Raw genomic sequence first — 14151 nt, forward strand, 5'->3', positions numbered from 1 at the left:
ACACCACCAAATTTGTCGACGCTGTTTTCAATAAACTGTCGAGGTAGTCTTATAGTTAGGTAGGGTAAATGTAATTGGCAGGTTTTTAGCATTAACTGAGATTATGGCAAAAAGCACCATTGAATTAGACGATACACTGCACTGGTATAAGGATGCAATCATATATGAATTACACATCAAAGCGTTTCGCGATGGGAATGGCGATGGCATCGGCGACTTTCAGGGCCTGCTCGAAAAATTAGATTACTTGCAGGAACTGGGCGTTACGGCCATTTGGGTACTGCCCTTCTACCCGTCGCCCTTGCGGGATGACGGCTACGACATTGCCGATTACTACAGCATCAATCCATCGTATGGTACCATCAAGCAGTTCAAACAGTTTCTGGATGAAGCCCACCAGCGTAATCTGAAAGTGATTACGGAACTGGTTATCAACCACTCTTCCGATCAGCACCCCTGGTTTCAACGGGCCCGAAAAGCGCCTAAGGGGTCGCCAGAGCGGGAGTATTACGTTTGGACCGACGACCCAACTCAGTACAAAGACGTCCGGATTATTTTTCAGGACTTTGAAGCCTCTAACTGGACCTGGGACCATGAGGCTCAACAGTATTACTGGCACCGGTTCTTTCATCATCAACCTGATCTCAACTACGACAGCCCACTGGTGCAGGAAGAAGTGTTTAAACTGATGGACTACTGGTGTGAGATGGGCGTAGACGGGTTCCGGCTGGATGCGGTGCCTTATTTGTTTGAGCGGGAGGGAACCAATGGCGAGAACTTGCCCGAAACACACGCTTTTTTGAAAAAACTGCGCAAGCACGTCGACGATAAATATCCGGGCATCGTATTTCTGGCCGAGGCTAATATGTGGCCCGAAGATTCAGCTTCCTATTTTGGAGACGGCGACGAATGTCACATGAACTACCACTTCCCGGTAATGCCCCGGATGTTCATGGCGCTACAAATGGAAGACCGGTATCCAATTACTGATATTTTCGACCAGACGCCCGAAATACCGGCTACTTGTCAGTGGGCGATTTTCCTGAGAAACCACGACGAACTGACCCTCGAAATGGTGACCGACGAAGAGCGGGATTACATGTATAAGACCTACGCCAAAGATCCAAAGGCTAAAATTAATCTCGGAATCAGGCACCGGCTGGCTCCGCTAATGGGGAACAACCGAAAGCGGATCGAACTGCTGAACAGTATGCTGTTTTCGCTGCCTGGTACGCCAGTGATTTACTACGGCGACGAAATCGGCATGGGCGATAACGTTTACCTCGGTGACCGGGACGGCGTACGAACGCCCATGCAGTGGTCACCCGACCGAAACGCAGGTTTCTCGAGCGCTAACCCGCAGAAGCTGTATCTGCCAACGATTCTCGACCCGGAATACCACTACGAATCCGTCAACGTCGAAACCCAACGTAGCAACACCTCGTCGCTGTTCTGGTTCACGAAGCGGATGATCAACCTGCGCAAGAAATATAAAGCCTTCGGCCGCGGTGATCTGAAGTTTCTGACTGTCGAAAACCCTAAAGTACTGGCCTTTACGCGGAACTATGAAGAGGAAACGTTGCTCATTGTGGTGAATTTATCTAAGTATTCGCAGCCCGCTCAGGTCGATTTAAGCGATTACAAAGGCTACTTACCTATTGAAGCGTTTAGTAAGAACCACTTTCCGGTCATCTCCGACGATGGTAACTACTTCTTCACGCTGGCCCCGCACGATTACCAGTGGTTTGTACTGGAGAAAGTTTCTGCCGGAGCCGCTGAACTTGAATCATTACCAACCATCCAAATCAGCGACTGGAATAAGCTGTTGAACAGCCGGACGCGTGAGGTGCTGGAAACCAAAGTTCTACCGGACTATCTGCAAAAAATGGATTGGTTTGGCGGTCAGGGTGAAAACCTGTACGGTATTAGTATTACTGACTACAGCACCATTCCACTAGTTGAGGGAAGTGCTTACGTACTGCTGATTGAAGTGACGTATGAACGAGGACTGCCCGAAACCTATCAGTTGGTGGTTTCCTTCGCCAAAGAGGCCGTAGCTACTAAACTGACCGAAGGTTGTCCGCAATCGGTGCTGGCGAACTTGCAGGTTGGCGATCAGGACGGTGTGCTTTGCGATGGACTCTACGCAACGGAGGTGCAACTCGCCCTGATCAATCAAATGGCCATTAACGGGTCTATGGCAGAGGCTGAAAGCCCAATCACGTTCGAGGGAAGTGCGGCTGTAGGCACCTACGTCCAGGAGCACAGTGAAATCAAACCCAAACTGGTTACGGCTGAGGCTGCCTACACCTCCATTAGTTACGACAATGCCTATTTGTTGAAGATGTATCGTAAGGTAGATCGGGCGCTCAACCCGGATGTCGAAGTAAACCGCTATCTATCCGAAACGGCAAGCTTTCCTAACGTACCCGTTTTTGTCGGAACGATAGAACTTAAGGCGGGGGGCGAGCCGGTTACGCTGGGTATGTTGCAGGAGATGGTTGACAATCACGGGCAAGGCAACCGGTTTATGCTCGAACGAATCAACAATTACATCGAGCGGATTCTGGCCCGCGACAAAGAACAGCTGGATACGGCCCTGGCGAATCCACGGGGCACGCTGGGTCGACCCATCGGATTTGAAGACCTATCTGCTCCTATGCAGGAGTTGCTTGGCAACCGGGTGTCTGAATCGATACGGCTGCTGGGTGTTCGGATCGGTGAAATGCACCTGGCGTTGGCCGCTGGAACAAACCTGAAAGACTTCGCGCCCGAACCCTTCTCGCTGCATTATCAGCGGTCGCTATTTTCTGGCTTGCAATCCCTTGTTCGGGAGAGTTACCAGAGTCAACAGCGGAATCTGAAACGACTACCGGATGATGTGCAGCATGAAGTGGAGCAGATTTTGGGTCGTAAAGAAGACGTACTGACCATTCTCAAACGGATTTATGCCCAAAAGCTAGACGCTATGAAAATCCGTATTCATGGTAATCTGCAACTCGATAAAATTCTGCTTACGGGCAAAGATCTCGTCATCCAGGATTTTGGTGGGGACCCTAGCCGTAGCTATAGCGAACGTCGGTTGAAGCGCTCACCTTTGCGTGATGTGGCTGATATGGTACGTTCGTTTTACTATTTATCATACGAAGGGTTTCTGAGAAATAATCAGGTAACCCGCGAGGAGACAACCCCTATTCTGCCTTTTGCCGAGGTGCTGGCTCATTATCTTAGTGGTTTCTTTATGAAGGCTTATCTGCAAACGGTGCAGGAAAATGAGCTTATTCCGATCCAGTCCGACGACTTGCAGATGATGGTAGAAACATACTTGCTCGAACAGGCTATTTCGGATTTAAATTATGAGCTAAAGCACCGCCCCGATTGGGTACGTGTTCCGCTGCAAATCATAAAATCAGTGATTAAATAGGTAATCATTAGTGGTCATTTATAGTCATTCGTTGTAAAGGACGAATCGTGACTATGAATGGCCACTAATGACTATAAATGGCGCCATATTATAAAAAGCCTGTAACTGCATACGCTTAACTTGGCACAGCTCACTCGCCCTCAATCGCCCGACGAACTCTTCGGTAATCTGTTTCCTGACGTTCAGTTGAGTAAGATTTTTCCGGACTCCAAAACGTTTGTCGATTGCGTTCCGAAACTCGCACCGGCCGACCTGGTTGCTCTTTATGAAGCCGAAAAAGTCAAACCGGAGTTTGACCTCAGAGCGTTTGTCGATACCTATTTCATTTTGCCCCACAGACCCGCCAGCGACTATGTGAGTGATACGTCGCTGAGCACAACCGAACACGTAAATCAGCTTTGGGACCACTTAACACGTCCAGCCGACCCGTCGGTCGATGGCAGCTCACGGGTACCATTGCCTTACCCGTATATTGTGCCCGGCGGCCGATTTCGAGAGATTTTTTACTGGGACAGCTACTTCACGATGCTCGGCCTGAAGCAGTCGGGTCGGGTAGACCTGATCAGGTCAATGATTAACAATTTCGCTTATCTGGTAGATGAGTTTGGCTTTGTTCCGAATGGCAACCGGTCTTACTTCCTGACTCGTTCGCAACCGCCGTTTTTTGCGCTGATGGTGCAGCTACTGGCCAAAATCGACTCGACCAGTCCCGACGAGTCAAATGCACTGGTAACGTATTTGCCTCAGCTGCAACGCGAACATGAATTTTGGATGAGTTGCCAGGAGGAACTGTCGGCCGATACGCCGATTCGCCAGCGGGTTGTTCGTTTGCTCAATGGAAGCATACTCAACCGGTATTGGGACGATATGACAACCCCTCGGCCGGAAGCGTACCTGGCCGAATATCAGCTGGCCGAAGAAGCCAAACGGATTGGTGTAGATACTAACGCGTTACACCATCATCTGCGGGCGGCCTGCGAATCGGGTTGGGATTTTAGCAGCCGCTGGTTCACAGAAACCAATACGTTGGTGACTAGCCATGCGGCCGATATTGTGCCCGTCGATTTGAATTGTGTTCTGTATTTTCTGGAAACGACCTTACAACAAGCCTACGAACTTGCTAATAAACCAGAGAAGGCAGAAGCATTGAACAAGTTAGCCACTGCCCGAAAGCAGTCTATCCAGAACACGTTCTGGAACGATGAAACCGGCTTTTTTCATGATTACGATACAATAACTAATCAGAAGACCTCTGCTCTAACCCTAGCCAGCGTCTTTCCGATGTTCTTCGGCATTGCTACGCCCGAGCAGGCTGGTTGTATTCACGAGCGACTCAAAGCCGACTTTCTGCAGGCGGGTGGCTGGGTAACAACCCTCGTACAATCGGGCCAGCAATGGGACTGGCCGAACGGTTGGGCACCGTTGCAATGGATCGTTTACAAAGGCCTAATGAACTACGGCTTTGTCGAAACGGCTCACGAAGGCCGCGACCGCTGGTTGGCGTTGAACGATAAAGTATTCAAGGCTACTGGTAAAATGACGGAGAAATACAATGTAGTCGATGCCGCTCTTACTACTGGTGGCGGCAAGTACCCGAATCAGGATGGTTTCGGCTGGACGAATGGCGTTTATTTGGCGCTATTTAGTGAAAGAACGAAAGAGTGAGAGCGCGAAAGAATGGTTGGCTTATCACTCTTTCACTCATTCGCTCTCTCACTCTTCAATTATGGCACTGAATTTGTTCCAGTGAGTCTGCAATACACTAAAGCATTTGCAGTAACTCAATTACGCCATGAAAAAGCTCTTCGTAACCGTGCTAGCGGCCGGTATGACGACCGCTTCATTTTGCCAGAAGACATTTATTTTATCGCATCAGGATAAAAAAGGATTTTTCGCCTTGTCGGCCGGAGCAAGCCTACCCGTCGGGCAGTTTGCCAGCTGTTCGCCTATCAACGAAAAAGCAGGTATGGCGGACCGGGGGGTGGCCTTTAGCCTCTCAGCGGGGTATCGGCTGGTTGGTCCGGTGGGCGTCATGGTCCGGGGAGCTCAGTACCGTAACGCGCTACAAGCCCACGCCTTGCTCAATAACGTATACCGCAATGAAACTGACGTCTGGACTGCCAAAGCAGACGATTGGTCGGTAAATACAATCATGGGTGGCCCTTATGTAAGTATTCCGATGGGGCGGTTTAGCGTAGATGCAAACGTGCTGGCTGGTCAGGCTACAGCTGTGCTGCCGAACACAGCTATCAACGGCAACTTCGGGCAGGTCGAAATGGCGGTAAAAACGACGGGAGCGCAAAGCACGGCTACGGCTTATGGCGGAGGAGTCACTGTTCGTTACCGGCTTGGGCGAAGCCTATCGCTCCACATGAACAGCGACTATGTTCGTTCGCAATTCAAATTTGATAACCTTACCTCTACGGCCTGGAGCAGCAACGGACGCTCGGAGAGTTCTAGCTACAGCAGTGATCGAATTGTTAGCGTTGTCAGCGTATCGGCGGGGGTGTCTATCCTGTTTGGCAACGGCAATCGTCCGTTCTGACGACCGCTCAGTGAGGTTACCCGACAACTCATCCGTATCTATTTGCAACCCTTGGGCTAACGCGGTAGTTTAGTGTCTGACTATCATCTATTCAGGCATTATGACACCGCTTCGTCGACACGCCGTACTTCGGCGTGTGAAAGATATTACGCTTAGCACTACACTTAGTTTGGCCCTGCTGAATGGCGCGGCTGTACTTCAAAGTTGTGGTAATAACTCTAGTGAAGAACAAACCGAACAGACCGAGACTCGTTTCGGAAAAGGCGTTCGGACGTATATCACTGAAACCTCTCCGGGGAACTTCAAAATCACCGACGAAGTACAGGCTAACCCTGATCAGGCTGGTGCCATCGTTAGCTACTACGATGGCCACCGCGATACGCTGAGCGTAGAAGCGGCCAAACGGCTTGTCCAGACCGATCAGTCCACCAGTACGTACTTCAACAATCCATCGGCTTATGGAGCCTATCACCACAACGGTTTAGCGAATGTCTTGCTATGGGGTGGTTTAGGCTATATGCTTGGTCGCTCTACGGCTCCCCAGTACCGCGATTACGAACGTCGCTACGGATCCGGGGTATACGCCAATCCTGGTGTCTATCAGCGTTCGAACCAAATCAGAGAAAACGTACGAACATCTCGTGTAACCCGCACAGTCCGGCCTTCGGGTGGCCGTAGCGGCTTTTTTGGTGGTCGTAGCCGTAGCTTCTCGGGCTAGTTTGGCAGAACGAATCGTACATCAGCCAGATGATGTCATTGATTAACAAATTGTTAAAGCCAAGCCAGTCTTCTAATTCTAACTGCACTTACTCCACAAAATACCCTTAACTTCGTATATGAATCGGGAAAGAAACAAGGAGCGGCTGCGGCAGGAAGAATTTGATATATGCATAATTGGCGCTGGTGCCAGCGGGGCAGGTGCCGCCTTGGATGCAGCCTTACGTGGCTATCGCGTGGCCCTAATCGACCGGGGCGATGTGGCCGGTGAAACGTCTTCCCGGTCAACCAAGCTGATCCACGGTGGCGTTCGGTATCTGGAACAGGCTATTAAAAAGCTTGATCTGGCCCAGCTTCGTCAGGTCCGCCACGGGCTGGCCGAGCGTCGGACGGTACTGCGTAACGCCCCTCATTTGGCTCATCCGCTGGCGCTGCTAACGCCGGTGTTTAGCTGGTTTGAGGGGATGTACATCACCATCGGCCTGACTTTATACGATTTTTTTGCCGGGCACGATGCGTTTCCGAAGGGCCGTTGGCTCAACAAAGCACAGGCGTTGGATAAAATGCCGACGCTAACGCCGAATATGAACAGTGCCGTGCTGTATTATGATGGGCAGTTTAACGACGCTCGTTACGCTCTGGCTCTGGCCCATTCTGCCGATGAAGCCGGAGCGGCCGTTGCTAACTACGTCGCTGTGACAAGTTTTGAGCACGAAAACGGTCAGTTACGTACGGCCGTTGCGCAGGACCAACTCACGGGCGAGACGATTCAGATTCGGGCTAAAATCTTTCTGAATTGCACAGGCCCGTATGCCGATGCTGTTCGCTTACTAGCAAACCCCAATCTTGACCGGCGCATTCGGCCCAGCAAGGGAGTTCACATCGTGCTGCCCCGCGAAACACTGCAAAGCGATTGTGCCATCCTGATCCCGAAAACGGCTGATGGACGCGTCGTATTCGCCATTCCGTTCGGTGATAAAGTTTTTGTTGGTACCACCGATGATGATTACTCCGATCTAAAGCACGAGCCTGTACTGGAGCCCGCCGAGGTAGATTATCTGCTCGAAACGCTTCAGCCTTATCTGGCCAAAACGCCTAGCCGCACGGATGTTCAGGCTGGTTTTGGAGGGCTTCGCCCGCTGATTGTAAGTAGCCGCGCCGACACAAAAACGCTGCTCCGTGACCACGAAGTTGAACACGATCCAGCGTCGGGGCTGGTAAGCTTGCTCGGTGGCAAGTGGACGACGTATCGGCTCATGGCGCAAGATGCAATCGATCGGGTAGGCGAACTTCTCAATAAATCAGTCGATAGCCTTACCGAAACCCATTACCTGGTAGGTGGAGAAAATTATCGTTTTGAAGATTGGTTGGTACTTCAAAACCGCTACGGACTACCCACTGATGTTTGCCAGCATCTTGTGCGCACGTATGGCAACCGGGCTGAACGCGTAGCACAGCTGGCACAAAAGCAACCAAATCTTACCGAGAAAGTAACTGCTAGTCAGCCATTCATCAACGCTGAAGTGGTTTATCAAGTACGTGAAGAGATGGCCGTTACCCTTCGCGACGTATTAGCCCGTCGCTGGCGGCTTGAACTGTCGGACTGGCGACTGACAGCTCAGCTTGTGCCTCAGGTAGCTGAACTAATGGCCCCTGAGTTAGGCTGGAGTGACGAATACTGTCGTGAGCAGGTGGCTAGCTACCAGCACTTACTGGCGTCGTTTATGAATAAAGCGAGTTTGGTGGCCGAGCGGGTAACAACAGCCTCTAGCCTATAAACCGGGCCTTGAGTGCGGGAGTAGGCATCATACAGGCATCGCGTTTGCCAAACCAACGATAGCGGTTACGAGCCACAAAACGGTATACACCATCCCGAATAGGTTTAGGCACAATGATGAACCCATACAGAAGTGGCCAAACGCCGGATAGTTGCCTGGCGATACGTAACGCTGCCGTTGAGCGTTCGTAAAAACGGCCGTTCTCCCACAAAACAAACGAGTCAAACTGGTTTGTCGAACGACCCAGTCGCTGTAGCATATCCTGACCTACATCAGACTGTAAAGACGCAAACCGAAATTGAGCCTTGGGATCGCGCTCAATGATGAACGTAACGGCTGAATTGCACAGGTTACAGACACCGTCAAAGAGCACCAGCGGTTGAGACGAGGATGTATCCATAGTTGCTTACTAAACAACGAATCTCTGTAATCGGTGCGATTCATCGCTTCTTGGGCTGGTGTTGCATCAGTTTATTGATTAAAGCTTCTACCTGTGGCACGGGCATTTTCTCGACTAAATATTGATGCCCTTTGCCGTTAACATCCCATCCATTTGAGCCGTCAGCGTTCATGAGCAGCCGTCCTGATTTAACGGTATAATACGGTGAGTACCCTTTAATGCCAACTAGTACGGCCGTTTGGTCCCAGCTCATGCGGCCGCCATTGTCTTCTTTAGCTTTCGGAAGGCAGATCGTGAAAACATCTTTAACTGGACTGTTTTTAATTTGCGCGTTCTGCGTGAGAGGCAAACCGCTATGAATTTTTTCGCCAATCTCGAAGCCACTCAACAGCACAGGCGTCGGCCAGTCCGCAAAGACAACCTTTGAAGCAGGTGTATCCATGTGTACGTTGTACTCCCGACCACTCGGGAACTTCCCCGCCATACTCACAAGATTTTTTACTTTCTGAGCTACCAACTCTTTTCCGGGTAGATTTGAATACTTATCAGGCTTAGAATCAAGCAAGTTAGCCAGATTGGTCATAAAACCAACCGTAATGATGGTTACGCTACGGTCGGGTTGCTTGGCCAGAAGTTGCCGATAGAGCGCAACCGCATCGGGCACCTCGTCATTCGATTGAACCTTGTGTGGGTATCGGGCCACCAGCGTATCGGACCAGTGTTGGTTGTCTTTATCCGTTATAGCTTTACCTTTCGGGACACCAATGGGCACATTCGGACGACCGAAGTACGTGTTCAGTACGCTTAAAACCTGTGTAACTTTCGGATATTTCGTGCTGGCAATGGTAGCCAGAATCTGCGCCTGACCGCTGTCGGCAAAAGCGTGCAATAGCGTAATGGCGCCAACATCGTCATAATCAGGACCCATATCGGTATCAAAAATGACAGGAGTAGGTGTTGGCTTTGGGGGCGATTGTGCGTGAGTTTGACCGGCTGTCAGCGCCAGCAACAGTCCAAACAAAACAAGAAAGATACGGGTCATAAGAAGAGTTGTTTTGTATAAAGAAAGCAAAGGCTTACCCTCTACTTACAAAAACTATGATTTCGCTCAAACCCCTTACCACTTCGCCCGACGCTCAACTGCGAAACCTTGGCTGGGACTGGATGCTTGGCCAGGATACATTACCCTACTTGGCGAACGAGGTTGTTGTTCTAACGCCCGACGAAGCTGATGCTTACTACGAAGCGGCTAATGAGCTATTCGAAATGTTCGTGGCCGCTGGTCAGCACGTCATTGATGAGAACCGTTTTGCCGAATTGGGCATTCCAGCTAACCTGATCGACCTTATCAAATTGTCGTGGGACGATGACCGGCACATTCACCTCTACGGTCGTTTTGATTTGGCGGGGGGCGTCGGCGGAGGTATCGGAAGCGACTCCGGCATTAAACTGATTGAGTTTAACGCCGATACGGCTACTTGTCTGCCCGAAACCGCTGTCGTGCAGTACGCTCACCTCCGAGCCAATGGTCTTGACGAAAGCCAGCAGTTCAACGCCGTTTTCGAAACGCTGGTGGGGCAGTTCGAGGAGCTGCTGGCGCTGAATCCTGATCTACAACCAACATTGCTCCTGTCGGCCATGCGCGATTTCCCCGAAGACGACGCCAACGTAGCTTTATTGGGCGAAGCCGCCCGGGAAGCTGGCTTTGAGGTTGAGTTTGACTTTATCGATAGCGTAGAGTTTTCGGCCGAGGAAGGCATCTTCTGGCAAAATCCGAAAAATGGTCAGTTCGAGAAATTAGATTTCTGGTTTAAGCTCGTCCCCTGGGAAGCCATCGCCGAGGACGAACCCGAACTGACAAAAATTTTAACCGAGATTGTTCAGAAGCGCCTGGCCGTGATTCTGAATCCGGCCTACACACTGCTCTTTCAATCAAAATACATCCTGAAGATCCTGTGGGAGCTATACCCAAATCACCCACTATTGCTCGAAACGGGTGTAAAGCCCTTGGTGGGTAAGCCCTGCGTGGAGAAAGTATTGTTTGGGCGGGAGGGGGCCAATGTCCGGATTCTGAATGCTGATGGGAGCGAACGTCAGGCGGTGGATGGCGAGTACGGTGAGTATCCAAAAATCTATCAGGAATACGTCGATTTTCCGCAGGATTCGGCGGGTAACATCTATCAGGCGGGCGTTTTCTATGCCGGAGACGCCTGCGGGCTAGGCTTCCGGAGAGGAGGGCGCATATTGGATAATACGGCCGGATTTGTTGGGCATATAATTCAATAGACTTGTTGTAACGCGGACCGTCCGCATTACAACAAGCTTACCAAAAAAGGTGACCTGTGTTTTAGCAGGCCACCCGGTAGTTACGGTGGGATAATAGCAAACACCAACCTAATTACTTTCCTTCCTGCTGCTTTAATGCCTTACGTTGCTTGTGGCGCTCCATAAATTTTTCGCGTTGTTCGGGCGTCATGTTGTTCAGGCGGGCTTGCAACTGTTCACGATGAGCTTTCCTGAACGCTTTCCGTTCTTCGGGTGTCATCTGCGCCAGCTTGGCTTTCATTTCAGCCCTCCGTGTTTCCCGTTGTTCGGGTGTTAGCTTCGGTTTCACCTTATAAACTTGCGTCTGGTTCTGGGCAAAGGCTCCGACTGATAGGAACAAGGCCATCACGGCCGCTAACATCATTTTCGCTTTCATAGTGCTTGTTGGTTTCGTCGGTTGGATGCCGTATGTTGGCTATGGTTTAATCAATGCGTGTAAGTTTTCGGTTTACTGTATTCGGTATGGCGCGAAGTGGTCCGATGTTGAGCCAAGTTTGAAACTTTGCCCGGGCGTTATCCGCCGGGCTGCCGTCGCCGTCTGTGACCGGTCGCAGATAGCACCGGCCACCCGGACGCTAACCAGATTAAAAAACTAGCTCAAACAGCCTTTGAGCGTAAAGCGGGTTATGTAACCGAAGTCCGTGACAACTAATCTATATGAATAACCTAAGCCTTTATATTCAAGCGTTCGTGTACGTCGCGGCCGGTATAAATCATTTCATCAACCCCAAGATGTACCTGGCCATCATGCCGCCATATATTCCGTCGCATAGCCTGATGGTGACGCTGAGCGGCATTGCTGAAGTCGTGTTAGGCTTAGGTTTACTGTTTCCGGCAACGCGTGCCATCTCGGCATGGGGAATTATCGTATTGTTGATTGCCGTGTTTCCGGCTAATATCTACATGGCTACGTCGAGCCGTTTCAAGAAAATGCCTGCCTGGTTACGCTGGGCTCGTTTACCCCTGCAAGGTGTTTTAATCTGGTGGGCGTATCAGTATACATAGAAACAAAGCTCGAACGAAACCTGATTATGTTGGTTTTTGAGCAAGCCCTAGTGTTACGCGACCTGGGCTGTGCGATTTTTTAACTATGACGCATCTTGACGTAAAGAACACTCTACTAGCCTTGGAGCAGCCTGAACGGGCATCGTTTGCTGCCCAATTCTTTCAGGTTAAGCCGGGTCATTACGGTGAAGGTGACCAGTTTCTGGGCCTGTCCATGCCGCAGCAACATGCTGTCGCTAAACAATTCCTGCGGCTGTCGCCCGATGAAACCGAGCAGTTGGTCCGCGACCCCTACCACGAATGCCGCATGACCGGTTTGCTGATTTGGGTATATCAGGTCCGGTCCGGAGGGATCCGGTCTGGAGGGATCCGGTCTGGAGGGATCCGGTCTGGAGGGATCCGGTCCGGAGGGACCCGGTCTGGAGGGACCCGAATGTCTAGCCAGGCTAATCCAGGCCGGGCAGAACTGGCTGACCGCTACGTAGCCAACCGACGTTACGTTAACAACTGGGACTTGGTGGACTCATCCAGCCCAGCTATTCTCGGCGAATATCTACTGCACACCGACCGCTCAATTCTTTACGAACTAGCCGAAGAGAATCACCTCTGGACGCAGCGCATCGCAATGGTGGCCACGCTGGCGTTCATCCGCAAAGGCCAGTTCAGCGACACCTTTGCCCTGGCCGAGCAGTTCATACAGCACAAGCAGCACGACCTCGTGGATAAAGCCGTGGGCTGGATGCTCCGAGAAGTCGGCAAGCGCAACCCCGATGCGCTGGAAGAATTCTTGCACGACCACATCCGGCAACTACCACGCACGGCATTGCGCAACGCGATTTACAGTCTGGACCCGGCTAAGAAGCGGCATTATTTGGAGTTGTAGCGCGATTTGTTGTAACGCGGACGGTCCGCGTTACAACAAATCTGTTCTACGGAAAAGCGTAACTTGGTAGCCAGAAAACAGCGCTAGTACGGGACAATTGAATAAATAGACGATAGGGGCAAAGAACGCTCACTTCGAGCAAGAATTTCTTGAGTCAGGCGAACGGCTGTTGACGTATCAGGGAAAGCCATTGTTTATATAAGTTATGATGAAGCGCGAATGGGAAGAGGCTGTTGAAACTTATAAAAAGTGATCATAAATTCTTGTTCGTTTTCCCTAGTTTATAACAAAAATTATAAATTATAAAATTATATAAAGTTAAATTTAAATAAAGGCACTTGTAACAGTTAATACAACCTTTTTAATGAAGAAAGCATCTTTAGAACCAAACCACGTATTATTATGAAAACACTTCTTCTTATACTACTTACCTTAGTTTTCATTGGCTGCGAATCAATCGGTCCAGCTGAGACAAAAGCCACAATTTTCGCTTACTATGATTCGGTGTCCGGTTGCTCAGGAGGTTATCAGATACGAACTGAGTCAGGCGAGGTTTATGATACTTACGTCATGCCAAAAGCATTCTCAAAAGATTTTCCTATTGACGTTTGGCTTCGTTTCGAGCCAGTTGTACAAACGGGAAACTGTAGTGGCTTCACTCAACGAATAAATATCAAAGCAATACGCAAGCGATAAATTGTACTATAGCTATTATTAAGGTTTTTGCAAACAAATGAGTTATTTAATATTTATTACAAAAACAAGATTATTTATGTAGCACGTCTCAAAGAAGTACAGACTTCAACAACTCATGATGAGCACCGAACTTTGTACTTCTTCGAGACGTCCTGCTAATTACTGTACTACTGGTAGCCTCTAATCTTTGCGAAACTCTTTACCAAAAGCCAGTACAGACCAACTGACAGTGGGGCCAGGATGAGTACGTTAGTGGTAATGAACTTGGCGGTCAAGGTAATCAGTATGGCTACTCCCCAAATGCTGAAGAGATATTTTGCCCAGGGAAGTTTTGGCATGATTTATAGCGTTAAAGCAAAGAAAGTGAAGTAACTCAAT

General features: G+C 50.1%; 12 protein-coding genes. 8 read left to right on the forward strand and 4 right to left on the reverse strand.

What is annotated here, in order from left to right; genetic code table 11:
• The first annotated feature begins 103 nt into the window (after nt 1-103).
• The 5 genes from treS to ACFSUS_RS18310 all read left to right on the forward strand — a co-directional run bounded on the left by treS (nt 104) and on the right by ACFSUS_RS18310 (nt 8464).
• Nucleotides 104-3424, forward strand: coding sequence for a maltose alpha-D-glucosyltransferase (gene treS / locus ACFSUS_RS18290; protein ID WP_381525128.1), 3321 nt, complete (start codon nt 104-106; stop codon nt 3422-3424).
• Nucleotides 3425-3544: 120 nt separating this feature from the next.
• Nucleotides 3545-5089 (forward strand): alpha,alpha-trehalase TreF, encoded by a 1545-nt coding sequence (treF, locus tag ACFSUS_RS18295; protein ID WP_381525130.1) that lies wholly within the window; start codon nt 3545-3547, stop codon nt 5087-5089.
• A gap of 127 nt (nt 5090-5216) precedes the next feature.
• Nucleotides 5217-5969 carry a hypothetical protein gene (locus ACFSUS_RS18300; protein WP_381525132.1) on the forward strand — a complete coding sequence of 251 codons (753 nt, stop codon included), beginning with the start codon at nt 5217-5219 and terminating at the stop codon, nt 5967-5969.
• 100 nt (nt 5970-6069) lie between these two features.
• Entirely contained in the window at nt 6070-6687 is a 618-nt protein-coding gene (locus ACFSUS_RS18305; protein WP_381525134.1) for a hypothetical protein, read from the forward strand.
• A gap of 118 nt (nt 6688-6805) precedes the next feature.
• Nucleotides 6806-8464, forward strand: a complete 1659-nt coding sequence (locus ACFSUS_RS18310) for a glycerol-3-phosphate dehydrogenase/oxidase (RefSeq protein WP_381525136.1) — start codon at nt 6806-6808, stop codon at nt 8462-8464.
• On the opposite strand, the gene ACFSUS_RS18315 is transcribed toward ACFSUS_RS18310, so the two are convergent.
• Nucleotides 8454-8864 carry a thiol-disulfide oxidoreductase DCC family protein gene (locus ACFSUS_RS18315; RefSeq protein WP_381525139.1) on the reverse strand — a complete coding sequence of 137 codons (411 nt, stop codon included), beginning with the start codon at nt 8862-8864 and terminating at the stop codon, nt 8454-8456. The two genes, ACFSUS_RS18310 and ACFSUS_RS18315, sit on opposite strands and share 11 nt — an antisense overlap.
• 40 nt (nt 8865-8904) lie before the next feature.
• Nucleotides 8905-9906: a nucleoside hydrolase gene (locus ACFSUS_RS18320; protein ID WP_381525141.1), complete on the reverse strand. Its 1002-nt coding sequence runs from the start codon at nt 9904-9906 to the stop codon at nt 8905-8907.
• Nucleotides 9907-9962: 56 nt separating this feature from the next.
• On the opposite strand from ACFSUS_RS18320, the gene ACFSUS_RS18325 reads away from it, so the two are divergent.
• Nucleotides 9963-11150 (forward strand): glutathionylspermidine synthase family protein, encoded by a 1188-nt coding sequence (locus ACFSUS_RS18325; protein WP_381525143.1) that lies wholly within the window; start codon nt 9963-9965, stop codon nt 11148-11150.
• A gap of 112 nt (nt 11151-11262) precedes the next feature.
• Here the strand turns inward: ACFSUS_RS18325 and ACFSUS_RS18330 are convergent, their stop codons facing one another.
• Nucleotides 11263-11565 carry a hypothetical protein gene (locus tag ACFSUS_RS18330; protein ID WP_381525145.1) on the reverse strand — a complete coding sequence of 101 codons (303 nt, stop codon included), beginning with the start codon at nt 11563-11565 and terminating at the stop codon, nt 11263-11265.
• A gap of 281 nt (nt 11566-11846) precedes the next feature.
• Between ACFSUS_RS18330 and ACFSUS_RS18335 the strand changes: the two genes are divergently transcribed.
• Together ACFSUS_RS18335 and ACFSUS_RS18340 are read left to right on the forward strand one after the other, a co-directional pair.
• Nucleotides 11847-12194: a DoxX family protein gene (locus ACFSUS_RS18335; protein WP_381525147.1), complete on the forward strand. Its 348-nt coding sequence runs from the start codon at nt 11847-11849 to the stop codon at nt 12192-12194.
• A gap of 85 nt (nt 12195-12279) precedes the next feature.
• The gene (locus ACFSUS_RS18340) at nt 12280-13077 is read left to right on the forward strand and encodes a DNA alkylation repair protein (protein WP_381525149.1); all 798 of its coding nucleotides are present in this window, start codon (nt 12280-12282) and stop codon (nt 13075-13077) included.
• An 863-nt stretch (nt 13078-13940) separates the two neighbouring features.
• On the opposite strand, the gene ACFSUS_RS18345 is transcribed toward ACFSUS_RS18340, so the two are convergent.
• On the reverse strand, nt 13941-14111 hold the full coding sequence (locus tag ACFSUS_RS18345; protein WP_381525150.1) for a hypothetical protein: 171 nt from the start codon (nt 14109-14111) through the stop codon (nt 13941-13943).
• Nucleotides 14112-14151: the final 40 nt, after the last annotated feature.

It is taken from the genome of Spirosoma soli (assembly GCF_042684525.1).
GTDB lineage: Bacteria > Bacteroidota > Bacteroidia > Cytophagales > Spirosomataceae > Spirosoma > Spirosoma soli.